At 51.4% G+C, this 23,426-nt stretch carries 25 protein-coding genes, 1 other RNA gene and 1 pseudogene; 7 read left to right on the forward strand and 20 right to left on the reverse strand.

From position 1 onward, the window contains the following. Positions 1-271: 271 nt before the first annotated feature. Positions 272-1,846, reverse strand: coding sequence for an ATP-binding cassette domain-containing protein (locus JUF10_RS05365; RefSeq protein WP_203641220.1), 1,575 nt, complete (start codon positions 1,844-1,846; stop codon positions 272-274). 206 nt (positions 1,847-2,052) lie between these two features. Between JUF10_RS05365 and JUF10_RS05370 the strand changes: the two genes are divergently transcribed. Together JUF10_RS05370 and JUF10_RS05375 are read left to right on the forward strand one after the other, a co-directional pair. After that, the gene (locus JUF10_RS05370) at positions 2,053-3,252 is read left to right on the forward strand and encodes an MFS transporter (RefSeq protein WP_203641221.1); all 1,200 of its coding nucleotides are present in this window, start codon (positions 2,053-2,055) and stop codon (positions 3,250-3,252) included. A 419-nt stretch (positions 3,253-3,671) separates the two neighbouring features. Beyond that, positions 3,672-3,965, forward strand: a complete 294-nt coding sequence (locus tag JUF10_RS05375) for a type II toxin-antitoxin system RelB/DinJ family antitoxin (RefSeq protein WP_203641222.1) — start codon at positions 3,672-3,674, stop codon at positions 3,963-3,965. Between the two features lie 206 nt (positions 3,966-4,171). Here JUF10_RS05375 and JUF10_RS05380 read toward each other — a convergent pair whose 3' ends face one another. Together JUF10_RS05380 and JUF10_RS05385 are read right to left on the reverse strand one after the other, a co-directional pair. Continuing rightward, complete coding sequence (locus JUF10_RS05380; protein ID WP_203641223.1) at positions 4,172-5,827, reverse strand: formate--tetrahydrofolate ligase; 1,656 nt, start codon at positions 5,825-5,827, stop codon at positions 4,172-4,174. A 5-nt stretch (positions 5,828-5,832) separates the two neighbouring features. Continuing rightward, the gene (locus JUF10_RS05385; protein ID WP_308440211.1) at positions 5,833-6,219 is read right to left on the reverse strand and encodes an EbsA family protein; all 387 of its coding nucleotides are present in this window, start codon (positions 6,217-6,219) and stop codon (positions 5,833-5,835) included. A 62-nt stretch (positions 6,220-6,281) separates the two neighbouring features. Between JUF10_RS05385 and JUF10_RS05390 the strand changes: the two genes are divergently transcribed. Then, positions 6,282-6,689 (forward strand): ribonuclease HI family protein, encoded by a 408-nt coding sequence (locus JUF10_RS05390; protein ID WP_203641225.1) that lies wholly within the window; start codon positions 6,282-6,284, stop codon positions 6,687-6,689. Here the strand turns inward: JUF10_RS05390 and JUF10_RS05395 are convergent. Further along, complete coding sequence (locus JUF10_RS05395; RefSeq protein ID WP_203641226.1) at positions 6,665-7,789, reverse strand: NAD(P)/FAD-dependent oxidoreductase; 1,125 nt, start codon at positions 7,787-7,789, stop codon at positions 6,665-6,667. The two genes, JUF10_RS05390 and JUF10_RS05395, sit on opposite strands and share 25 nt — an antisense overlap. 570 nt (positions 7,790-8,359) lie before the next feature. On the opposite strand from JUF10_RS05395, the gene JUF10_RS14255 reads away from it, so the two are divergent. From JUF10_RS14255 to JUF10_RS05410, 3 genes and pseudogenes are all read left to right on the forward strand, one after another. Next, positions 8,360-8,461, forward strand: a complete 102-nt coding sequence (locus JUF10_RS14255; RefSeq protein ID WP_203641227.1) for a hypothetical protein — start codon at positions 8,360-8,362, stop codon at positions 8,459-8,461. Between the two features lie 246 nt (positions 8,462-8,707). Next, positions 8,708-9,454: an HAD hydrolase family protein gene (locus tag JUF10_RS05405; protein ID WP_203641228.1), complete on the forward strand. Its 747-nt coding sequence runs from the start codon at positions 8,708-8,710 to the stop codon at positions 9,452-9,454. Between the two features lie 132 nt (positions 9,455-9,586). Further along, positions 9,587-9,760 (forward strand): annotated as a pseudogene (locus JUF10_RS05410) (type II toxin-antitoxin system PemK/MazF family toxin); the annotation flags it as partial. Between the two features lie 20 nt (positions 9,761-9,780). Here JUF10_RS05410 and JUF10_RS05415 read toward each other — a convergent pair. From JUF10_RS05415 to JUF10_RS05445, 7 genes are all read right to left on the reverse strand, one after another. Further along, positions 9,781-10,545, reverse strand: a complete 765-nt coding sequence (locus JUF10_RS05415; protein WP_203641230.1) for an ABC transporter permease — start codon at positions 10,543-10,545, stop codon at positions 9,781-9,783. Then, positions 10,542-11,447, reverse strand: coding sequence for an ABC transporter ATP-binding protein (locus tag JUF10_RS05420; RefSeq protein ID WP_203641231.1), 906 nt, complete (start codon positions 11,445-11,447; stop codon positions 10,542-10,544). Before JUF10_RS05420 ends, JUF10_RS05415 begins: the two co-directional genes overlap by 4 nt. Further along, a complete protein-coding gene (locus tag JUF10_RS05425) occupies positions 11,448-11,657 on the reverse strand; it encodes a PLD nuclease N-terminal domain-containing protein (protein ID WP_203641232.1) in 210 nt (69 codons plus the stop codon). Next, entirely contained in the window at positions 11,650-12,780 is a 1,131-nt protein-coding gene (locus JUF10_RS05430) for a helix-turn-helix domain-containing protein (RefSeq protein WP_203641233.1), read from the reverse strand. The genes JUF10_RS05425 and JUF10_RS05430 overlap by 8 nt, the downstream gene beginning before the upstream one ends. 264 nt (positions 12,781-13,044) lie before the next feature. After that, entirely contained in the window at positions 13,045-13,647 is a 603-nt protein-coding gene (locus tag JUF10_RS05435) for a nitroreductase family protein (RefSeq protein ID WP_203641234.1), read from the reverse strand. 136 nt (positions 13,648-13,783) lie between these two features. After that, positions 13,784-14,101 carry a hypothetical protein gene (locus JUF10_RS05440; RefSeq protein WP_203641235.1) on the reverse strand — a complete coding sequence of 106 codons (318 nt, stop codon included), beginning with the start codon at positions 14,099-14,101 and terminating at the stop codon, positions 13,784-13,786. 199 nt (positions 14,102-14,300) lie between these two features. Next, a complete protein-coding gene (locus JUF10_RS05445; protein ID WP_203641236.1) occupies positions 14,301-14,825 on the reverse strand; it encodes a TetR/AcrR family transcriptional regulator in 525 nt (174 codons plus the stop codon). A gap of 238 nt (positions 14,826-15,063) precedes the next feature. Between JUF10_RS05445 and JUF10_RS05450 the strand changes: the two genes are divergently transcribed. Continuing rightward, entirely contained in the window at positions 15,064-15,729 is a 666-nt protein-coding gene (locus tag JUF10_RS05450) for a CPBP family intramembrane glutamic endopeptidase (RefSeq protein WP_203641237.1), read from the forward strand. Between the two features lie 57 nt (positions 15,730-15,786). On the opposite strand, the gene JUF10_RS05455 is transcribed toward JUF10_RS05450, so the two are convergent. From JUF10_RS05455 to rnpB, 9 genes are all read right to left on the reverse strand, one after another. After that, the gene (locus tag JUF10_RS05455; RefSeq protein ID WP_203641238.1) at positions 15,787-16,131 is read right to left on the reverse strand and encodes a hypothetical protein; all 345 of its coding nucleotides are present in this window, start codon (positions 16,129-16,131) and stop codon (positions 15,787-15,789) included. A 114-nt stretch (positions 16,132-16,245) separates the two neighbouring features. Then, positions 16,246-16,704: an 8-oxo-dGTP diphosphatase gene (locus JUF10_RS05460; protein ID WP_203641239.1), complete on the reverse strand. Its 459-nt coding sequence runs from the start codon at positions 16,702-16,704 to the stop codon at positions 16,246-16,248. Then, positions 16,677-17,804 carry an acyltransferase gene (locus JUF10_RS05465; protein ID WP_203641240.1) on the reverse strand — a complete coding sequence of 376 codons (1,128 nt, stop codon included), beginning with the start codon at positions 17,802-17,804 and terminating at the stop codon, positions 16,677-16,679. Before JUF10_RS05465 ends, JUF10_RS05460 begins: the two co-directional genes overlap by 28 nt. Positions 17,805-18,306: 502 nt before the next feature. Then, entirely contained in the window at positions 18,307-18,498 is a 192-nt protein-coding gene (locus JUF10_RS05470; protein WP_203641241.1) for a hypothetical protein, read from the reverse strand. Between the two features lie 115 nt (positions 18,499-18,613). Next, on the reverse strand, positions 18,614-19,957 hold the full coding sequence (locus JUF10_RS05475) for an ammonium transporter (protein ID WP_203641242.1): 1,344 nt from the start codon (positions 19,955-19,957) through the stop codon (positions 18,614-18,616). 524 nt (positions 19,958-20,481) lie between these two features. Next, positions 20,482-20,796: a hypothetical protein gene (locus tag JUF10_RS05480; RefSeq protein ID WP_203641243.1), complete on the reverse strand. Its 315-nt coding sequence runs from the start codon at positions 20,794-20,796 to the stop codon at positions 20,482-20,484. Between the two features lie 487 nt (positions 20,797-21,283). Then, complete coding sequence (locus tag JUF10_RS05485) at positions 21,284-21,658, reverse strand: HIT family protein (protein WP_048736108.1); 375 nt, start codon at positions 21,656-21,658, stop codon at positions 21,284-21,286. 5 nt (positions 21,659-21,663) lie between these two features. After that, positions 21,664-22,806, reverse strand: a complete 1,143-nt coding sequence (locus tag JUF10_RS05490; protein ID WP_203641244.1) for a THUMP domain-containing class I SAM-dependent RNA methyltransferase — start codon at positions 22,804-22,806, stop codon at positions 21,664-21,666. A 229-nt stretch (positions 22,807-23,035) separates the two neighbouring features. Further along, positions 23,036-23,415, reverse strand: an RNA gene (gene rnpB, locus JUF10_RS05495) — RNase P RNA component class B. Positions 23,416-23,426: the final 11 nt, after the last annotated feature.

The following is a 23,426-nucleotide window of genomic DNA, read 5'->3' on the forward strand; positions in this document are numbered from 1 at the left end:
TAATACGCCGAATAAATGGATCCAAAATTCATCAATAGTTATTGTGGAAAAACACAATCAAAGCCGGAGGAGGACAGAGATGTAGACGGCCGTGAAAGTGGTGTTAGCTGGCGATTTTTCAGCCAGCTTGCACCACGGGCGACTTTGAAGACGCGTGATCTTCGCGGCTTCAAATCGAGCGAGAAGACTGGTGTTTTTTCCAGTCTGAAGCGTCCCCACAGCAGGCGGAATCTCTGTCAGCCGCAGTGCGACCAGTTAATGCTAATACAAGTCACTTAACCAACGTCAGTTCACCCGCCGCCAACGTATAGACGTGGTCAAACAGCGGCAACACGCTCGCCGGGATATGGTGGTCGACCTCGATGACGGTCTTATTCAGCCGCAGAATCGTTTGATGAATGGCAATCGAGGTCTGCTCATCTAATGAGGCCGTGCCTTCATCGATGAAGATCAGGTCGCGGTCAAATAGAATGGCCCGAGCAATTTCTAACCGTTTGATCTGCCCACCGGAGAGGTTCTGGCCGCCCTCGCCGATCTGGTAGTCCATGCCGTCCTTTTCAATGAGCTCAGTCAAGCCGGCCCGTCGACAGGCCTGTAAGACCGCTTCATCCGTAAACGCCATGCCGAGAGTCACATTAAACCGTAGCGAGTCGTTGAACACGATTGGCGTTTGGTTGACCGTGCTCATCCCCGCGTAATCGGCCACCGCTTGGTCATTGATTTTCACCTGACCACTCGCCGGCTGTAGGGCACCGTCAATCAGCCGTAGCAGCGTCGTCTTTCCACTGCCGGATTCACCCTGAATCAAGATGTTTTCGCTCCGATTGACTTTCAGCGTAACGTCTTTGAGGATCGGCGTGCTATCCCGGTTAAAGGCCACCTGGTCTAAGGTTAACGTGCTAAAAGCCATCGTCGTCGCTGCAGGCGCCGTGGTTGGCTGCAGCGTCTGGTGAATGTGGTCGCGAATCTTCGTCGTACTATTTAAGGTGTTAAAGCTGCTGATCACACCCCGGGCACTGTTGATGATCATGTTAGACGAGTACTGGATCGCCACGAATTGGGCCAAACTGATGCGCCCAATGACCGCCGCATAGATCCCAATGCCAATGGGAATGTACGTGCAGAAGTAAAACAAGCCCTCCGCCACAGCGTTAGACAGGGCAATCGTATTCTTGGCCCCTGCGTTCGCCTGCTCGACACCTTGAATGGCCGGACCAGTCTTCCCTTCGACCCCACTAATCGCGCGGTACTGGCGAATCGAGAGCGCCCCGGTCAAAACGTCCTTTAGCATCCCCGACCAATGATTGTTGCGCGTCGACCAGATCCCCGTTTTGGCCCCAATCTGCTTGCCAAAGCGACCGGGAACCGCCGCCGGAATCACCATAAACGCCAAGAAGACCAGTGTGAGGACCACGTTATTTTTTAGCGAATAAATCAGCGTCACGACCGATGCGACCGCCAAACTGATCAATGTGAACAGCTGACGAATATAATTGTCCTCCAACAATTTCAGGTCATTCATGAAAAAAGACAGGTTAGTCGCCACGAAGTCCTTAGTGTCGACCGTCCGTTCCTGGAGCAGTCCCCGCAAAAGAGCCGCCTTTAACCGCTGATTGATGGCGACCACGTTCCGGTTGACCACCTTGGTGTTCCAGTACGTGAGCAGCGTAAAAATCAAATACCCACTGATAACGATGGCCACGAATGGCACCAGCCAGGCGAGGTGTTTGCCCCCGATGATGGTAAAAATAAAGGCGTACGTGGCGGCATTGAACGGCGTTTCCAACCCCAATAGAACGGCCATCAGGATTGCCAGCCCCATCAAGCGTTTATTGACAAATTTCATGAAGACTCCCCCAGTCTTTGCTAACGTTGTTGCTAACCATACACGTTGTCAGTCTCAACCTACAAGTTACCCCCCCATTTTATTTGGCAACTGAACTAAGTTAACGACTTCGTTAGGTGACTACGCCAACTCATCGCATCACGCCAACCCCTTAGCTATTTCGTGCTATGGTCGACCCTAACTTAAACATTAAGGAAGTGAGCGGCATGGTGGTCAACAAAAATATTATTCTGGTGAGTCAGTTTATCAACGACTTCGGGTCGGGGTTTTCGCGGGTGGCCCTGATTATTTTGATCACCACCTGGTTTCACGCCGCCATCTACGTGGGTATCTACTCCTTTTGCCTCTTCGTCCCCGGCATCGTCTTGGCCGCACCCATTGGCCACTTTGTCGATCAGCAGACCCAGTTGAAGCCTTTTTTGCTCAAAACGAGTCTGGCCGCAGCCGTGGCCGTCCTGTTGATCTTAGGGTTAGTTGCCTGGCAAGTAAAAAATTTTCCATTGCTCATCACCAGTGCCATTCTCTACGACACCTGTGCCTCCTTTTACGGCCCCATCATCACGAAGCTGACGGTCCGCCTGTTCACTGCCGACGTCTACAGCCGCCTCAACGCCGCCATCAGTACGGCTATGATGAGTGCCAGCCTGCTCTCGGGGGTTATCGTAACTGCCCTGATGACCGTCCTGCCGCTAGCCACGCTGTTTGTGGCGGACTTCTTATCCTATCTGATTGTTTTTGGCCTCTTGATCGGCCTTCACGAGAAATCAGTCACGGAGACGCCAGCCCCAACGACATTTTCCGGGTCGGCCTGGAATGGCTTTAGCTACGTGCGTCAGCTTTTTCAACAATTCCCGGCATTGGTCCCCGTGCTCGCGACCGCCTTGCTCTTCAACATCCTGTTGGCCCCCAACGACGTTTACTTCACTCAACTCGCCACCATGGTCTTTCACAATACCAAGGCGATCGGCCTCATGACGTCGGCATTCTCCATTGGCTTTCTGCTGGGATCCGTCCTATACCGCTGGCTGGCGAAGTCGGTTAGACTGCACACCTTCATTCAGATTTCGTTGGTGGAGATTCCCATTGCGTTCTTCCTGTTTGGCGAGTCGAAATGGTTACTGGGATCCCTGCTTGGCGTTGTTCTGTTGGGAAGCGCCCTGCCATTTTTCAATATCTCTAACAAAACCATCCTGCAAAAACAGGTCCCGGAAGCCGAGCTCGCCACCGTATCCAACAGCTACTACGCCCTCATCAACCTCAGTCAACCCATTGGCCTGCTGGGCATCCCCTTAGTCATCGACGCGCTGGGGATGCGGTCATTTACGTTGCTTGCTAGCGTGTCCTACCTCGCCATCGCCGGCGGGATCATTGCGACGAAGAAAATTTCACCGGCGTTGGACCGGTAGTGTACGTTGGGCGCACTGCGGCTGCCAGGGATTCCGCCTGCTGTGGGGACGCTTCAGACTGGAAAGACACCAGTCTTCTCGCTCGCTTTGAAGCCTCGAAGGAACACGAGTCTCCAAAGTCGCCCGTGCTGTAAGCTGGCTCAAAAGTCGCCCGTGCTGTAAGCTGGCTCAAAAATCGCCAGCTAACACCACCTCCACGGCTGGCTACATCCCTGTCCTCCTCCGGCTCTGAACGTTCTACTATGACAGTCACCAAAAGTCTTGCGTCCTCTAAAATTTGCCTCAAATAACCAATATCCACCAGAACGTGAGGGTTATTGTTGACTAAAGCTAATCACACCGAATTCAATTTTCTATGCCTTTGTGCCCATCAACGATAAAATCGTCACCATAGGACGCAGACAGGAGACGATAAAAATATGATTGATCCCCAAAAGCCTCAAAAAATACGACTCACAATTCGCATGGACCTGGTCCGCAAGCAAAAAGCCGAACAGGTAGCCAATAGCTTAGGCATCGACCTTACAGGGGCCGTCAATATGTTCATTTCCCAAATAATCAAAGAAAATGGCATGCCGTTTAAGCCGACTAATAATACTCTGACGATTGAAATAGACCAAGCACTAGAAGAAGTTGAAAACGGCGATACTAAAACCGCTTCAGTCGATGATTTTGTAAAGATTCTCGATAATCCTGAAGACTACGATGATTAGAAAAGTCAGATATACCAAACTATTTGAAGCGTTGCCTGAATGAAATCTACATTTGGGTAGCGTTTTCTTTTCACCCTTTATCTAACGAGCACCAGGTTGCCTAATTTGTTTGCTAATATCATTTGGTACGGTCGATTTAAAAAAGGCCGCCACGAGAGTTCCTCGCAACGACCTTCATTACTATTATTCAACTAAAACTTTAAGCTTTAGAACAAGCCCGTGATCTTCCCGTCAGCGTCAATGTCCATATCTAACGCTGCTGGGTGCTTAGGCAAACCCGGCATGGTCAAAACGTTCCCGGTCATGGCCACGACGAAGCCGGCACCCAAACGTGGGGCGAACTCGCGGACGTGAATCGTGAAGTCGCTGGGTGCGCCCAGCGCATGCGCATCGTCCGTTAAGGAGTACTGGGTCTTCGCCATGCAGACGGGGAGCTTGTCCCAACCATACTTGGCGAAGGTCTTCAGTTGCCGTTGTGCCTTGGTCGACAGGTCAACCTTGGCCCCACCGTAGATTTTTTGGGTGATGGCCGTCATCTGGGTGACCAGGTCGGTATGTTCCGGCGTTAACCGCGTGAAATGACTCGGTTGCTTCGTTGCCGCAACCACCTTTTCGGCCAGATCAGCCGCACCGGCCCCGCCATCGGCCCAAACGGTCGTGGTGGCCACGGGCACATCTAAGGCGGCCACATCAGCCGTCAAGGCCGCAATTTCAGCATCGGTATCACTGGTGAAGCGGTTGATCGCCACGACGACCGGCACACCGTACTGCTGCATGCTGGCAATGTGGCGCTTCAGGTTGGCACTGCCTTGTTGTAAGGCAGCCACGTTTTCCTGTTCGAGGTCGGCTCGCTTGACACCACCATTGTACTTGAGGGCCCGAATTGTGGCCACAATGACCACGGCGTCCGGCGTCTTGCCCAGTACTGGTGTCTTGATGTCCATGAACTTCTCGCCACCCAGGTCGGCACCGAAACCAGCTTCGGTCACGGTGTAGTCCCCCAGTTGCAGGGCCGTCTGCGTCGCCAAGACCGAGTTACAGCCGTGAGCGATGTTGGCAAATGGTCCCCCATGGATGATCGCCGGGTTGTGTTCCAGCGTTTGGACCAGGTTAGGCTTGATGGCGTCCTTTAGCAGCAGGGTGATCGCCCCGCCGACCTTCAAGTCACCGACCGTCACGGGTTCGCGGTCGTAGTTGTAGCCAATCAGGATGCGGTTGACCCGGCGCTTCAAGTCGGTCAGGTCCTCACTCAGGCACAATACCGCCATGAGTTCACTGGCCACGGTAATGTCAAAGCCATCCTGACGCGGCACGCCGGAAGTCCGACCACCCAAACCAATCACCGTTTGCCGTAAAGCCCGGTCGTTGATATCTAGGACCCGTTTCCATACGATCTGGCGTGGGTCTAGGTTCAAGGCGTTTCCCTGTTGGATATGGTTGTCGATCAAGGCCGCCAAGGTATCGTGGGCCTCGGTCAAAGCGTGCATGTCACCCGTAAAATGCAGGTTGATGTCTTCCATGGGAACGACCTGAGCGTAACCCCCACCGGTCGCACCACCCTTTAGTCCCATGACGGGGCCGAGGGAAGGTTCCCGCAGAGCCAACACCGTCTGATGGCCTAAGCGGTTCATGGCATCCCCTAACCCAACGACCACGGTCGACTTGCCCTCACCGGCTGGGGTGGGGTTGATCGACGTGACCAGCACTAATTTTCCTTGAGGCCGTGGATTGGCCAAAGGCAGGTCGATTTTGGCCTTGGTGTGGCCGTATGGTTCGATCTGGTCGGGGGTCAACCCCAGCTTAGCCGCAATCTTTTCAATCGGTTCTAACTTGGTTGCTTGTGAAATTTCAATATCGTTCAATAAACTTACTCCTCCTTAGCGTTTGCCGTCATGGCATCCTGAATCAAACCGGCGAGTTCAATGGCAGAGTTCCGTGGTAACAGGAACTGATAAATTTTTCCTTGCGCCACGATGCCGAGCCGGTAACGGGCCAAATTCACACTGCTGACATGGTCCAAAGGAATCACTAAATGGCGGTGATTCAAGACCGTACTGACGGTCAACACGCCGTTTGCCATGGTAATATTTCTGTAGTGGATCTCTAGCCAGCACAGAAAGGCAAAGGCCACGAAGAGCCCCAGCGTGTACCAATTGAAGTGGGTGACCTCTAGCCAGAAGATGGCCCCGAGCATCAGGACCATTAACGTCCAGCTCCAGTTGATCACACTGCTAATTGGGTTTGGTTGATACAAAAAACGCCGTTCCTGGGTTATCATTACTTACAACACCTCACGAATGAATTGGAGTGATTCTTGTGTATTCTTTGTATACGGACGCCGCGACACAGCCTCAGAGTGGGTTGAGTGCCGGGGGCATCTTGATTATTCACGACCACCAGCAGACCCAGTTAAAAGCCGTCTTGCACGCCACCACCAACCACACCGCCGAATTTGAGATTGCCCGCCTGGGGTTTGAGAAATTGGCGGCGTTAGTCGGTGACCAGGCGCAACAGGCCACGGTCCTATTTTATACCGATAGCCAAATCGTTAGCGACAGTTTGGCCAAACATTATGCGAAACATTACCAAAAATTAGTCGACGAGTTGTTAGCTGCGCAGGCACCCTTTCAATTGGTCCTGACGCAATGGGTCCCCGAAAAACAGAATCAGGGCGCCCACACGCTAGCCAATCAGGCCCTTCACTTCGCGGAAGACGCCAAGTAGGTCGTCAATGGCAATTCGTATTCGCTCCAGTCGGGAGTTCCACCATAGAGCGCTGAACCGGCCAATAACCGACCAATTTGCGGTCCCGTTGTCAGACCAGAAGATCCCAGGCCGGAAGCCACCAAGAACGTCTCGTGTTCCGGTAGCGGCCCGAAGAATGGCGCAAAGTCACTGGTGTAGGCCCTAGTTCCGACGCGTACGCCCGTCAAACTATCGGCGGTCAGACCCGGCATCAACCGTTGGGCACTGCCCAAGAGGTCGGCCGTCACCGCTGGATCGACGGTCAAATTGAACTTGCCGTCGTCTTCGTGAGTGGCTCCCACGATCAATTTTCCGTGACCAAACGGCACAAAGTCCCGTTCGCCCTCGGGCATGACCACGGGCATATTTTCCTGTAGTGGATAGTCCTTGACGGCTAACTCGATCAGTTGGCCCTTCTGTGCCCGCACATCGGCAACGACGCCTAATGGGGCCAGGAGGTCCTTCAACCAAGCTCCCGCCGCAACGATGACCCGGTCAAACTGCCGGTTGCCTAAAGAGGTCACGACTTGGCCGTTGGGGGTCAAGGAGACGCGTTCATGGCGAACCGTTAAGTTCTTGGCGCTGGCCCGGTCAAGCAGATTGTTGACCAATGCGGCACCGTCAACGCGGGCACCACCACTGATGAAGACGCCAGGTTGAGCATTTCCTAACAGGGGCACCTTGGCTTGTACCTCGGCAGCCGTGAGCGTTGAGACCGCCCCCATGGTCGCCGCGTCTTGCCGCCGTTCCTGAGCTAACTGGTACAGCACTTCTAAGTCGGTTGGGACTTCGCGGGTCACGATGGTCCCCGTTTGTTGGTAAACTTCGGTTCCTAATTGAGCGTCGTGAATCAATTCGGGATATAAATCGGCCCCCGCCTTGGCTAAATGGTACCAGCGTTGATTCCGCCGTTTGGATAACCAGGGTGAAATGATGCCGGCCGCGGCCTTACTGGCTTGACCGACCCCCTCGTCAAATAACGTGACCTTAACCTGTTGGGCGCCAGGCAACGTACTCAAGTAATAAGCAGCGGTCGCCCCGACGATCCCACCACCGATGATGGCAATTCTCTTTTGCATATTTTACCTCCTGATATAGAAAGTACTGAAGCGGGCGTTGGCGACCAAATGACTGGCTGGTGTCAGCGCCCGTGGCTACCTTTCATTTTAGCATAAGTTCTCCCGCTACAACCAACCCAAGTCCGACTGACTAAAACGGTCGCCTCCAGCTGCTATATTGATATAGATTGCCGCACTACGGCTGCCAGGGATTCCGCCTGCTGTGGGGACGCTTCAGCCTGAGGTTCGGGCTTCTCGCTCGCTTTTAAGCCGCGAAGTTCATGCGTCTTAAAAGTCGCCCATAGTGATCGCTACAAGCGACCACTATTTCCACGGCTGGCTGCATCCCTGGCCTCCTCCGGCTCTGATTGTTCTCTCTGATAACGAACGTTAGAGAACCAAACTTGCTGTGAATTCGTCGAGAAAATTGATAAGTTTCTTGTGGTTATTACCTTGTATTTCCCAAAACAGCCACCCAATTAGTCAAAACCCTCCAAACTGTTTTTAAACTACTCATCAAACAAGACCGCATCGGCGGACACGGTCCCAACATAACGAATCCAATACTACCTCTTATTCTTTTCGGGCGGCGTGATTAATATTGCTGCCAATTGGGTCAGCAATGGCTGTGTCGAATCCCCCCAACATCTGGGACAGATGATCGCTCGCTTCGCATTAAGTCCTTCAAACTAGTAGGTAAGACAGATGAAGGCGGCCATTCTGTATGGGTCGCCTTCATTTTTTAATTTATAATATTCGTATGTAGCCGCACCACCCTTGATATGACGAGCGATGTACGCTTCCTCAATCCGTGTGCTTTCAGTGCAGACCATGATATACTATCTCCAACCTGTTTTCACCGCTTACAAAGAATAAAGTAACTTATAAAGCGAACGCGTTCATTTTAATTAATTACGTAGTGAGGAGTCGGAATCTAATATGAATTATGTCTTTGATGTTGACGGTACGCTAAGTTTTAACGGCACAAGCATCTCGGCCGAAATTACAGAAGGTCTAAAAGGCTTAGAAAAACACGGTCATCACTTAATCTTCGCTTCTGCTCGTCCGATAAGAGATTTACTCCCCATTGTTCCCGAATTTCGGCACAACCTGCTAATTGGCGGGAATGGCGCTATCGTCTCGCAAGCTGATACGATTAAGGTTATGACCCCAATTGCTACACCAGACAGGGATTACCTGAAAGCCTTAATCACCCACTATAATTTGGATTATGTGGTTGATGGCGATTGGGATTACGCCGCGCACGTTTCACCAGATAATTTGCTCACAAAACAGCTCGATCCAGACCATCTCGCACATAACGTTCCCGTGGAACAGATCACAACAACCATTAAAGTAATCCTCTTAGGGATGGTTGATCAACAATTGGAAAAAATTGTACGGTTGGTTACTGACCATACGAACCTAGAAATTGTGCAGCACGTCGGTGAAGGTAACCTAGATCTGACTGCACAGAACATTAATAAGGCTAATACGTTAGCCTTATTAGGAATTCATGATTATATCGCCTTTGGTAATGATATGAATGACGTCAAGATGCTTTCGCAGGCCGCCACTAGTTTTTGGGTGAACAGCAAGTCGGCGTTACTCGAACAAGCTGAATCTTTTGCTCATACAATCGTGGGTCCTGATCAAGTTGCGGCGGTAATCCATCAATTAGGCTAGTCACCGCAAGGGCACCTTGGCTCCTGTCACACTTAATGGACATTATCCGGTGTGATGGTATAAAAATGACTGGATTGGTTTTCGCGATAGTATTTCTAAAGCTGATTGTGAATGGCACGAGGCAGATAACTAATGTACAATCCTGCACAGACAGGCCTAGTTTACATCAATTTTGGTCATGAAATTCAAAAGCACCGTCCTGGATTGGTAGTCAGCAAAACAGTTTTTAATCAGCTAACCGGATTCTGTCTGATTTGTCCTATTACCAGTACACGGCGGATATTTGGCACGTACATCACGATAAAGACCACCCTAGTTTAAGATTCTTACAGTCGTTTTCGATTAAACGCCCAAATCGTCACACCTAAAAGCACCAGTGCCCCCACCACCGCGACGCCGCATGCCGGTAAAATGTGCGTGATTTTCTCCGTGCCGCGGACCAGGTCGAGGTTATCCGTCACCAAGGCAATCGGGTTCCACCGTTTGACGGCCTTCACGTAATTTAGCAACGCTAGGCCCGCAAAGACCAGGGCCGCCGTCAAGAAGCCCGCGTAATTGCTATTGATCAGTGTGGACCCCAGCAAGACCACCGCCACGAAGAACAGGCCGAAGAGTAAGACTGGCCAAATCGCCAGCCAGACGTGTGGGCTCTTGTCGTCCGGGAAATAATACGCCGTGTAGCCCCACGTGATGAGAAACGACCCACCAATGGCGACCACCCACTGTACAACGGCCACCAGATACTTGGCGATGATGACCGCGTACCGTGGCAGGCCCTTGGTCACCAAATTGACCAGGGTCCCCCCGCTGACCTCCTGACTGACCGCGCCACTGAAGACCAGGGCCAATAAGAAGATACCGATTTGCGACGTGTTCTTGTAAAATTGTTGCCACGAGTCGCTACTGGTCGGCTGCGGCAATTTAATCGACAATTGATCACCCAGCGCCAACTTCATCAGGTCAGGCATGAGTTTCGCCATCAGTGGGGCCTCGATACCGAAGATGACAAAGACCACCGCCAAAATTAAGACGTGGTAGTTCCGCCAGGCCGCTAGCCATTCCTTATGCCAAAAGGTCAGTGTCGCGCTCATGCTGTCACCTCCCGGAAGATATCTTCCAAACTAGTCTCCTGGCGATCCACGACTAATGGGACCACGTGAGCTGCCAGGAGCGCCTTTAAAATGGCTTCAACCATGGTCGCGTAGTCACCCCGAAAGGGCACCGCCACGTGCGTCGCCACCTGAGTTGCCGGTCTCCCTATGACCGCTACCGCTTGCTGGGCAATTTCTGGCGACGCAAATTCCAATTGGACCTTGGGCCGTGCGTACTGGCGCTTCAACGCGTTCAAGTCGCCTTGGACCTGTAAGACGCCATCGTGCAGAATCCCCACCTGATCACTGATGCGCTCCACGTCGGGTAAAATGTGCGTGGAAAACAAGATCGTCATTTCACCACGCAAGCTTGCCAGCAGATCTAAAAAGTCACTGCGGCCGTTCGGGTCCAACGCCGAGGTCGGTTCGTCACAGATCAACAGTTGCGGGCGATTCAGCAAGGCCTGTGCGATACCTAAACGCTGCTTCATCCCCCGCGAAAAGCCGTGGATGCGGTGCTTATTTTGCGGCAGGTCGACCGTCTTTAACATGGCCGTGATGCGGTTGGCCAGGTCCGGTTGCCGTATCCCCGTTAGCCGGCCACACAAGGTCAGATATTCCGTGGGCGTCATGTAGCCGTAGTACGCCGGCACGTCCGGCAAATAACCGACCACCTGATTGGCCACGGTCCGGCCATAACGGACGGGCTGGCCCGCCACGGTGATTTGGCCCGCATCTAGTGTGTCCAATCCCAAGATCAATTTCATGGTCGTCGTCTTACCGGCCCCGTTTTCCCCGACAAAACCGAAGATCGACCCGGTGGGCACCGTCAAGTCGAGTCCCTTTAACACCTGCTTGTCGCCGAAACGCTTGGTGACGCGCTGAAGATCCAAGATGGCCACTCAGTCCACCTCCCGACCGAAAATGAAGTACGCGATGGCCCCGAACGGCTGGACGAGTACGATGGCTAACGTCCAGATGAGTCGGTTGCCGTGGCGCACCGTTTGGCGACGATACAGGCTGACCAGCGCCGCAATCAGTAGCCCCAGTTCTAGCACAATCAGCGGCACGAACAGCGGTAAATTATTAAAAAACAAGTCGGAATTATGCATGGTTTAAGCGCTCCTTTATCTGCGTTAGTCGTTGAACGATCGGTTGAAACTCGACGATCTCTAGGTAAGGTTTAAAAACTGGATTGTCGAGGACCACCGTCACAAAATCCGTTTGCAAGTGATGCTCATCGCGGGGCAAGGCGTGGCCCAGGTCAGTCTGATCCAGCCACTCGTCGATGGCATCGAAGTAGGCATCCCCGTGTAAACGCAACGGAAATTTCACGGCCGCTAAACAGTTAACGTAGGCCGTTAAACACGTGTGGACCGCCGCCGAATCGTGCTGTTGCGCGTAACCCATGGCCGCCGAGACGTCGAAATTAATGACGGAGGCCGGATTCAATTTGGCCAGATCAAAGGTGGCAATGAATACCTGCCCACGCGTATAGGTCGCCCGAAACTTTTCCGGTTGCCCGACCACCAGCTGGAGGTAATTGGTCAATTGGCTAGCCATGACCGTCACGTACTGGTAGAGCGCGCTCTGGGTGGTCGCCATCGCCCGGTGATCATCGCCCTTCAAGTGATAGGCCCAGGCAATCAGGCTCTCACTAGGAAAGTACGCGGGGACGAACTGGCCTAGCGCCGTCAACACATCATCGGGTCGCTGGAGCAGCAAGGAGCAGTACGCCGAAAAGTCACGGGCTTTCTCTAAAAGGACCGGGTCCGTACTGAGCTCGGTGACGCGGGCAAAGAGTTCCTGCGCACGGGTCAGGTACTGGTTTAATTTATCGACCGCCGTTTCCCCTGGCAACAGGTCCCCGTGATTCAACAGGAGCTGCCCCATCTCCAGCAGCAACGGCGCACACGAGTAGTAGCGGTGAATGGTGTCTTCGATGGCTGCCAAAACATCCGTGGCTGGTCGCGTGGCGAACTGGGCGACCAGTGACGCGTACAACTGCCGAATCTGTTTGGTGGTCAGCTGACTACTGTAGGCCATCAGGGTGTCGATCGAAACGTTGAAGAACGCCGCTAGTAATGGCAACAGCGTAATATCTGGATACGACTGACCGGTCTCCCATTTCGACACGGAGGCCTTAGAAACGCCCACAAAATCCGCCAACTGCTGCTGAGTGACGCCCTTGGCCTTGCGCTTCTGTAGAATGACTGGTCCTAGGTTTAGGCTCATGATGTACTCCTCCCTTATTGGTTATATCCATTATATCTGGTTGACAAAGTTTCTTGTAGCGATAGATTGTTAACTTCTGGCCGAGAATGTTAACCCTGAGGCAACTTAGTTTTTCTTTGCCTTAATGGCTGCCGGATATCGGCTGGAACGGGGCACGCCCCTCCTAATTACTGCCTTAAACTCTGAAGATCCGATAGCAAAAAGAACCGGCCACCACATTTTTCATGTGGGACCGGTTCTTTTTAAAATATTGGAAATCTTAGTTTACTTGAAGACCAAGAAGCGGTCGTTGTCAGCCAGGTAGTCCTTGGCATCAGCTGGGCTTTCGATGGAACCAAAGTCCATTTCACCACGGAGCTTCCAGCTACCAGGAATGTTAAAGGCAGCGCGGACTTCGTCGTCAATTAGTGGGTTGTAATGTTGCAGGTTAGCCCCGATACCGTTTTCGGCCAGTGCAGTCCAAACAGCTTGTTGGGCCCCACCTTGGGATTGTTCGGACCAGTCTTGGAAGTTGGCGGCATACAGGGGGAAGTTCTCTTCGAACTCCTTGACCGTCTTGGTTTCCGTGTAGAACAAGATCGTTCCAAAGGCGGCCTTGAAGGCGTTGACCTTCGCCGTTGTCTTGGCAAAAGCGGCTTCGTCCGGAACCTCTTGCTTCAAGCGGTCGATCACGATGTCCCACAGTTTTTCGTGGGACTTGCCAAATAGAATCACGGCACGTTGCGTCTGGTTGTTGAAGGACGTTGGCGTCTGCTTGATGCTTTCTTGGATCAGCGTTGTCAAGTCGTCCGTTGATAACTTGACGTTGCGGCCTAAGTTGTAAATCGTCCGCCGTTGTTTAGACAGTTCAATAAATTTCGTTTCCATAGTTGATATAACCTCACTTTAATTTTCCAATTCATTAATGGATAGTTTCATTAAAACCGTAGCTCTAGTTTATCACTTACTTTTTGAAAGTAAAGAGTTTCGTTAGCTACTTGATAAGTGTGTTCACATGTTGCCGTCATCCAGTCCAACAGTGCTGCGGGTCAAGCGGCTCGCCCGTACCCTGTTGGACTAACTGGACTGGCGTTAACGTGGCGCCCAGCCGATGACTATTTTGAATCCGCCAGTCGGTGATCTGTTGATAGTCCCCACTAGCTAAAATTGCTGTGAACGGCAATTTCTGCCTCATAGTGTGGTAAAACTGCGCCGCGTAGAGTTGGCCCAACAGATAGGTTGCATTCAGTCTAGCACGTCCTTCGGTGAAACACCCGTGACTCTTTGTGACATATGGTGTAGTAGTACTTTCGATTCGGTCGATAGCGACTGTTACAGTCATTATCTCAGTCGTCTAAGAATACTGTGTAAGCCGAGAGGTCGGCAGATATGGGCTCAGGCGTGTCGTTCTGCTTAGTCGGCGTTTCTTGCCGGGTTAGCAGAAAACCAATCTTGGAGACTCACGACTTTCGAGGCTTCAAGTTGTGTTCGCACCGTTTCAGCCCATATCTGGCGGCCGGTAAGGCGACCATCAGATCACATCACGCCCGCAATAACCGCATCAGCTGCATCGTGAGGTCTTCCGCCGTTACCGGATACGTTGGCAATTGCAATAACGTTCCCAGTAAGAACGTCCAGATGGCTGGGGCTGCCTGGTCGACCGGCAACGTTCCCGGCTGTTGGGCAGCCAGCAACGTGACGACCGTTTGTAAGCTTTGCGGCGCTGGAAATGGTGCCTGTAAAAGAAAAACGATCGCCTGGGGATGGTCCTGCGCGTAGGTCAGCAGATTTGCGACCATCCGTTGGAGCATCGCCGTGGCGTTGGGCGAATCCAGAACACCTTCCCGTAACGCAGCGGCCAATTCTTCTTGAAATTCCACTCGCAGGGCAGCCAGCAAGCTTGCCTTGTCCGGAAAATGACGATAAACGGCCGCTGGAGTCACGGCCAAGAATCGGGCAATTTGCCGTAAAGATAATTGGTCGACCCCCGCTTCTTCTAATTGCTGCCGGGCCTGCTGCTGAATGGCGGCGGCCAAATTTTTACGATGATACGGTTGTTTCACCATGACCAACGACCTCCTCTTAAATCCTATGTTAGCACTGCTCATGCTCTTATGTTAGCACTGCTCATGCTCTTATGTTATCACTGTTCACTTTAAAAGTAAACAATGATAACATATAGATGTAATTGATGATAACATCTATCGTTTTTACCACTTCCTTACGCAGTTTTTACACCCCCTTTTCACCTAAAAGTTTTACAATAAGAGTATCGTTACTTTTTCGAGAAGAGAGGGAATTTCTGTGTCTAATAGCGTTTCAGCTCGCCGGCTCACCTGGCAGTTCATTGGGTCTTGGGTCGTCTGGTTAATTGTTCAAGTGACTTTAAACGTCCCCATTAACCATCATTTCCATGGCTGGCCCCAGGAGATTCTCCTGGACGCCGTCAAGTTAACGGTTTGGATTGGTGCCGGGTGGTTGTTCACCCATCAGGCTCGCCAGGGAACCTTGACCCTGACCAACCGTGAACAGTGGCGGCCCAACTGGCATTTTACCGCCGGTTACGTTGTTTGGGTCGCGATTGTCTTGTATCTCGGGCTACAATTCTGGTTACTGCATCATGGTCTCCGGGTCAACCGGACCTTCATCCCTCAATACTGGGGACAGTACTTCCTAGTCGTAGGGGTCGCCGAGGAATTCGTTACGCGTGGCTATTTCCTAAATGCCCTCCTGAAGAAAACGTCATTTGCGAAAGCTAACGTGATTCAGGCCTTGGGATTTGCGAGCATGCACATCCCCCGCTACCTAACGACCGTTCCGGCCATGAGTGTCGGTACCTGGTTAAGTAATTTAGTCTCCGTCTTCGTCCTGGGATTACTGTTCGGCTGGCTGTACAAAAATAGCCGCTCACTGTGGCCCGGTATCGCCGTCCACATGACCTGGGATATTCTGGTCACCCTCTTCGGCTAAGACAAACAAAAAATGGTGTCACCTCCGCAGATGGGAGTGACACCATTTTTTAGTTGCTTAAGCTAAGGTTCGGCGTTTCAGGTAACCCAGGAGAACACTTAAAAAGGCAAACGGCAGGAAGAAACTAAATAGTGTCGTGACCAATTCCGGTGCAATTGTGACGGCCAAGATGAGGTCGATCACGCCAACCAGCAGACTGACGACCAGCAGGACCCGCCAAATGACTCGGCTGAGATGCTGCTGATAAGTTAACCCGTAGACCAACAGCGTTAAGGCCGTGGTCAATAATAGGGCCCGGTCAATGACCGGTAATGTCAATAGTCCGGTTAATCCTAGGGCGACGATACTGAGCCCGATAAAGAAGTAACCGTACCAGCGTTGCGTTTGCACAGTGGATTTCACGATTATCGCTTCCTTTACCTATTCTTCACACCTTTAGTTTAACTGATTATGTAACCGCTTACAACAGTTTGGTCTGTCTGCCCGCTATTTTTTCGAGTAGCAGCCAGAAATTTCCTAATGATCGACGTGCAAGTCACCATTCCACTCGTCACTCGTGACGGCGGCGACCTCATGATTAAAGACCCGTAGCAAGGTCGGCATCGACGCCGCACTCTTCTCCGCCGTCATTTCGCTCAGCGGTAGCCAACAGATCTGACCCTCATCACTGGCCTGCAACTCACCAGTAAATTCCGAACCGCGGTAGAGCAAGCCGAGCTTTCGTTGCTGGCGGGACTCGTCAAACCATTCACACGTGCCGCAAAAGCTCACGGACTTTAAATGAAGGCCGGTTTCTTCATAGACTTCCCGAATCGCCGCCGACGCACAGGTCTCCCCAACTTCGACATGGCCACCAGGAAAACTGTGTCCGGCTTTCCACGGCACATTAACTTTATCTTCCACTAGGACCCGGTGAGTCTGCGGGTCGGTCACCATGATCATCGTGACTAACTCGACTGGTTGCGTTCGTGACATTTTCTGTTCCTCCAATTTAGGATAATTGTTTTTAGTTTCTGCCAAGTGAGATGTAACAAATAAGTCGCCGTAAACGACCAAACCCACGTCAAAACATAACACAGTAACAGTCCCCAGCCCACGTGACGGCTAGCCAATTGCCGGCCAAACGCCGACCAGATCAGTGTCAGCCAAAAAACGTTCGCCAAGTACGCCCGGTAAGCATAGGTCGCCAGCCAATGAATCACAGGTAGCCACCGTGACTGCCGCCGAAGCTGCCAAATGGCCAAGCTGACGATCAGGCCAATGGCACTCAGCGCATACAAGACGTTGGCCGGTAAGTAGTAACTACTGCGAACTAGCGACAACGGCTGTACCTGTAATAATTGGTGGACTTGCCAGCCAACCGCCACGCCACCGAAGACGAGACATGGCACCGCTAACCAGCGCCATTGCCGAACACGCGGCCATACCAAGTACAGCACGATTCCTAAGACGGCATACGGGACAAAGCCTAAGAAAATGCGGTCCGTCAGATACCAGCGACCATAGCGCGCCGTATCGTAGATCCAATATGTATAGGCCCACATCCCCAGTGCATAGGTAATCGTCGTGCTCTCCAGCAGAAATTTTCGCCGGCCAATTGTCGTGGCCCACTGCCGCAACACCCACCAGACGGGCATCAATAAAATGATCTGGAGCATCATCGTATTGTACCAGAGGTGTGGCGCCGCATTCCCATTCACCATTTGCCAGAGAAATTGCTCAACGGTACGAGCCGGCTGGTGTTGCTGAACGCTAGGTAAAATCAAGAGGTAGGCCAGCGTCCACCATAGGGTCGGGACGCCGAGCGCATGCCACTGTTGCCGGTAATATTGCGTCAGCGATGGTCGCGGAATCGTCGTCCGCATCGTGGAAAAGAGGATACCACAGATAAACGCCGGTGCCGTGAATTTAATAGCGGCATAAAGCCAGGCAATCGGCACGCGCTGTGCTTGCCCGGCCGCGGTCGTCAGGCCCAGACTCAATACGGTCTGGCCCATGACCGCCGTGCAAGCGAACGCCTTGAGATAGTCGCCAACGTCCGCCAGTTGTTCCCTTTGTACTTTCGTCTCCCTCATCGCCTTTACCCTTTTCATTTTAGCAAGCGGCTTAGGTTGCTGTAAAGAGCAATTCTTATGTTGGTGAAAAATGGTCGCGCTACGGCTGCCAGGGATTCCGCCTGCTGTGGGGACGCTTCAGCCTGGAAGAACACCAGGCTTCTCGCTCGCTTTTAAGCCGCAAAAAATGCGTCTCAAAAGTCGCCCATCTTGGTAGCTGTGAGCTATCAAGATTTCCACGGCTGGCTACACCCCTGTCCTCCTCCGGCTCAGATTGATCACGACCACAAGAAGCATTTAAAGAAAGCCGCCATTCCTGCCAACGGAAATACCCACCATTCTCATACGCATAACGATTTTTCTACTATATAAGATATAAGCTGTAGCAGCTTTCACTTATCGACCGATAGGCAACACGTATATCAATTTTTCTCAAAATCATCAGACAGGCTCAACAAAGCAAATCCTAAATTCATCGCAAACAAAAAGACGGCTCACTGGCCGCCTTTATTTTGCCTATTACTTAAGCTTCACGCTCATTCTTTTTAGATGATTTTTCTAACCAGTTTTCAATGCTGTAGCAGGCTAACCCAAGGAACGCGAATACCAGTGGAAAAGCAATCCACAGCACCGACTTCATTAGCATGAGTACCAAGCTCAATAACCCCACTGCCAGAACAACCAAGACGATCAAAGCAATCTTGTCTTTCGTCATTTTAATCTCCCCCAAACTAAAGTTGTCACTTCATGGCCCCTAACCACAACCGTAGCTTACCAGAAAAAATGATTAACGACAATCATCTTGACCAAACTTAAGAAAGTTACTACCTTTACTTGCCATTATCATGAGTGGGCTGAACTGTTGGGCGCTGCAGTCGTTGGAGTTGGCCCTTAAATTCTGGCGCGTAGAGTTCCTGGTCGGGATGAAAATCCGCCAACCGCTCGCTCAAGCCCACCGTGTAGTCGACTTGTTCACCGTGCTCGCCCTGATCCAATCCCAGGCGTTCCTCGGTCGCATCGACTCGCATTGGCGTCAGCCGCCGTAAAATTAAAATCAAGACGCTTCCCATCACGGCAACCAAGGCAATCGTGAAGCCGGTCGCCAATAGTTGAATGCCTAGCAGGTGCCAACCGCCACCGTAGGCCAGCCCATTTTGCGTAATCGTGGGGTTCACGGCCTTGGTCGCAAAGACTCCGGTCAAAATACTGCCGACGATGCCGCTCACCCCATGACAACCGAAGGCATCCAGCGCATCGTCCACGCCCAATCGTGGCTTCAACAGCTGAATAAACCCATAACTAGCCAACGTGGCCAGCGCGCCAATTGCCACGGACCCCATGATGGTCACGTAACCGGCAGCTGGCGTAATGGCGACCAGCCCACAGAGTGTCCCGGTGCAGACCCCGACCAGAGTTGGCTTGCCCGTCGTCCAAATGTCTAAGAACATCCAGACGACCATGGCCGTCGCCGTTGCCACCGTACTGGTGAGGGCTGCTTGCATGGCGACCCCGTTAACGGCTAAGGCACTGCCCGCGTTGAAGCCGTACCAGCCGATCCATAAGATGGCCGTTCCCAACAGTACCCACGGTAAATTGTAGTGTTGCGTTGGGATATCCTTTGCCAACCGCGGTCCCAGCCAAGCTGACAAGACCAGCGCTGTGACCCCGGCGTTGATGTGAACGACCGTCCCGCCGGCGAAGTCCAGCACACCCAATTTGGCCAGCCAACCAGCCGGGCTCCAGACCAAATGGACCATCGGGTAATAGATCAATATGGACCACAAAACCAGAAAAGTCAGGAGAAACTTGAAGCGAATCCGGCCGACCACCGCCCCGACGAACAGTGCCGGGGTAATGATGGCAAACATCATTTGAAATAGGGAGTAGACTCCCACTGGAATATGGGTGGCCGTTAAGCTCGTCAATTTGATACCGGCCATAAACGCGTGGTTCAAATTCCCTATAATCCCACCAATATTGCCGGAAAAGGCTAGTGTGTAGCCCAGAAATACCCAGAGTAAGATTGCGACCCCAGTCATAATGAAGACCGACAACATCGTGTTGACCACGTTTTTCTCGGACACCAGACCACCATAGAAGAAAGCCAGCCCCGGAGTCATGAATAAAACTAAAATGCTCGCGATAATGACAAATGCCGTATTTGCAAGATTCATTAGCGACGCCCTCTCTTTGCCTTTGATGTTAGAAATTATAACACCGGTTTTCAGAAAAAACAGGGAAATCTCTTCAAAACGACCTCGTTTGCCGGGTAATTTAACGAACAAAAGGACGTGCTAGCCTTTAGCTAACGCGATTCGCGTGCATTCCCCGTTTTAATGTTAGATTTTGTGACGTTAACCATCATTTACCAGCTAAGGTCCCGCTAAGTACCCACCCTGCTTTGTGGCCCACTTTCTAGCGCAATCATTTGTTGCTTAACAGTGCAATGCTGATCTGTGTCTAAAAAAGACAGCCGAACGGTTAGCTTGTGAGCTTTAGTGTGATCAGAAATTAAGCGCAACAAGTTGCCTACTTATCCCATGTCTCGGCACCATAATAGTCAAAAATAAGAATGGTTCTTACAGAACTTTTGAAATTCTGTAAGAACCATTTTGGGGTTATACCCCAATTTCTTTCAAATCCAAGCTCATTCATCAACACGAGTTGACGCAGAATGCCACCAATTGCATCTATAACTTCAATGTTTCTTTTGCGATTGTTTCTTGATCCGTTCTTTTTCCGAATTATATCCACGAATAAATCCGCTGATCTCAGAAGCTTTGTTATCCGTAATTTTATTCACAACATCAATTGTCAACTCTGGATACGCTGCAAATGTCCCGCTCTTTTGATAATCGCTTTGGGCTTTTTGGACGCCCATTTCAAAATCGGTCAGATTAGATTGTTGAGTCTTCTCGGTTTTCCAAGAAGTATAGGCAGTTTTGGCATCATCATAGTTTCCCGCTTCATAATTCTCTTTCACATAATTATGGATATCTTTCAGCATACTCATCGTACCCGCCCACTTTCTGAGTTTCTAAACACATCTACCACACTCACGCTAGGTGCTTCTCAACTAATTTATCGCTAACCAGCTTGTAATGGATCTTCAATTACCGTAATCAAAAAGTTTTCACTATCTATTTGCATGACTATAATCAAAAATTCCGCAAAATTCAAAAGATAAGCGTGAACGACTATAGTTAGGGTGGATTACCATCTAAACATCATCCAAATAGTTGCAAATTAAAGTGGCAGTCTAACTCTCTAAAAAATAGCAATCAGGCCGCATCTGACGGTCGACAAGGCGACTCAACCGCTATGTTGCCTAGTTTTAGGAACACAATTGTTGTTAGAACTGACATGAGCCGTACTTTGGAACTTTCTTTAGTCAAATAGATCGATTACCAACAACAGCTATTTTAGAACCCAAAAAGCCAGTCTTAAGACTTCGACAACGTCAAAATCTTAAAACTGGCTTTCACCATTTCTTAAATTATTTACCACTTACGCACAGCCCGCGGAATCATCTTGCGAATGCCGCCGCGTGGATCCTTCACGTCGCCTTCATAGCGTGGAATCAGGTGAATGTGCGCGTGCTGAACCGTCTGTCCAGCCGCCGCATTCACGTTGATACCGATGTTATAGCCGGCCGGATGAAATTTATCATCCAGGAAGTCCTTGGCAACAAACGTTAAGGCGTCCATCGCCTGTCGCGTTTCCGCTGGCACGTCAAAGTACGTGGCGTAGTGTTGCTTGGGCACGATCAGCAGATGGCCCTTGCGCACGGGATGCAAGTCCCAGAACGCCTTGGCCAGCTCATTTTCTAAAACCAGCTCGTCTTTTTGACAAAAAATACAATCTGCTTTAATCATGCGACCTACTCCTTATGACGTGGCTTGCGCTTTCCCCAGAACTGGAAGTAATCGGTCCGTAACGCCCCGTTGTACAGTTTCCGTGTCTTCGTGGCCTTTTGACCGTAGAAGTGTTCAAATTCCAAGTCGGCCGTCAAAATGTACTTCGACCAGTCCGTCAGTGGCTTGAAGACCTGACCCATTTGCTTGTAGAGTTCCCGCACACTGGCTTGGTCGCTCAACCGTTCCCCATATGGTGGGTTAGCGACGATGACCCCGTCTTCGAGGTCCGTCTTGAAGTCTTGCACAGCTAGTTGGCTAAATGAAATATCTTGTGACAAGCCGGCCTCTTGAGCGTTTCGCTTAGCAATTTCGACCATGTTCTCATCGATATCGGAACCGAAGATCTGGAGTGGCGTGTCGTAATCGGCCTTGGCATCGGCTTCATCACGCACCTTGTCACTCAGCTCTTGGGGCACCCAATCCCAGCTCTCACAGGTGAAGTCTCGGTTGAACCCAGGGGCCAAGTTGCGGCCGATCATGGCTGCTTCGATGGGAATCGTTCCGGACCCACAAACGGGATCCCAGAATGGCATATTCTTGTGCCAACTCGTCAGCGCAATCAACGCAGCGGCCATGTTTTCCTTCAGTGGCGCGCTCCCTTTACCGACCCGGTAGCCACGCTTAAAGAGACTTGACCCAGTCGTATCCAGCGTCAACATCACGTGATCCTTGTCGATCATAACTTCCAACGGATAGATTGCCCCGGTTTCAGGCATCCGTGTCCGCCGGTGATAAACAGCCGCCAGCTTCGTCGCAACAGCCTTCTTCACGATGGCCTGCGCGTCCGGCACACTATGTAACTGTGACTTCTTTGAACGACCCTCGACAGGGAATGCGGCGTCCATGGGCAGCAGTTCATCCCAGGCCACGGCTTTCGTGGCTTCGAACAGTTCATCAAAGGTCACGGCATCAAATTCGGCCACGATGATCCGTACCCGGTCGGCCGTCCGTAGCCAGAGGTTGGCCCGTAAAATATCTTCAATGGTCCCATCGAACCGCACCCGGCCATTTTCGACCTGCGTCTCGTATCCTAGGTCACGTAATTCGCGGCCCGCAATGGCTTCGATCCCACTAGCGGTTGCTGCGTATAAATGAAATTTCTTCATAAAGTCCTCCTTGGTTAAACAAGTTTGTTTACTAATCTGCAATCAATTCCGTCACGCTGCAAATGCCTTTCTCAGCAGGTTTACAACATGCGGTGCAACTGAATCCTTGAATGGCTGCTACGGTGAAAACTCAGCTTTAACTTCACCTTATCAGCCGGGGGCAATTAACCCAATTATAGCTACAAAAAAAGGTGGGAGCAAGCTCCCACCCACCTGACATGGTGTAAATCCCTGTAAGCCATGTTTTGTACCGCTCAATCGTTTCAGGCAAACGACCAAGTGGCAGTAATCATCTATCTCGAGAGTTTCCTCTCCCCCCACATTTCGTTCATTTCCATATGTGAAGCGCCCCTACCAAAAGTTTGGGTTGCCCGCTCGAGGGGTTTACCGCGTTCCACCGCCTAAGTTTCCTTAGACGTATCGTCACTGTGGCACTTTTCAGGGATACTAGGACATAGCCGAAGCCTTAGTCGTTTTTTCCCGCCGTAACGCTATTGCTAACGTCCCCCGGCTTATTTTTTCACCGAGCACGAACACTACAGACATCTCAGTCTGTGCGAGCATGGACTTTCCTCAGCCGACATAAGCCGACCGCGATTACTCAGGATTTACACCAGTCT

The organism is Levilactobacillus andaensis, from assembly GCF_016861695.1.
Lineage (GTDB): Bacteria > Bacillota > Bacilli > Lactobacillales > Lactobacillaceae > Levilactobacillus > Levilactobacillus andaensis.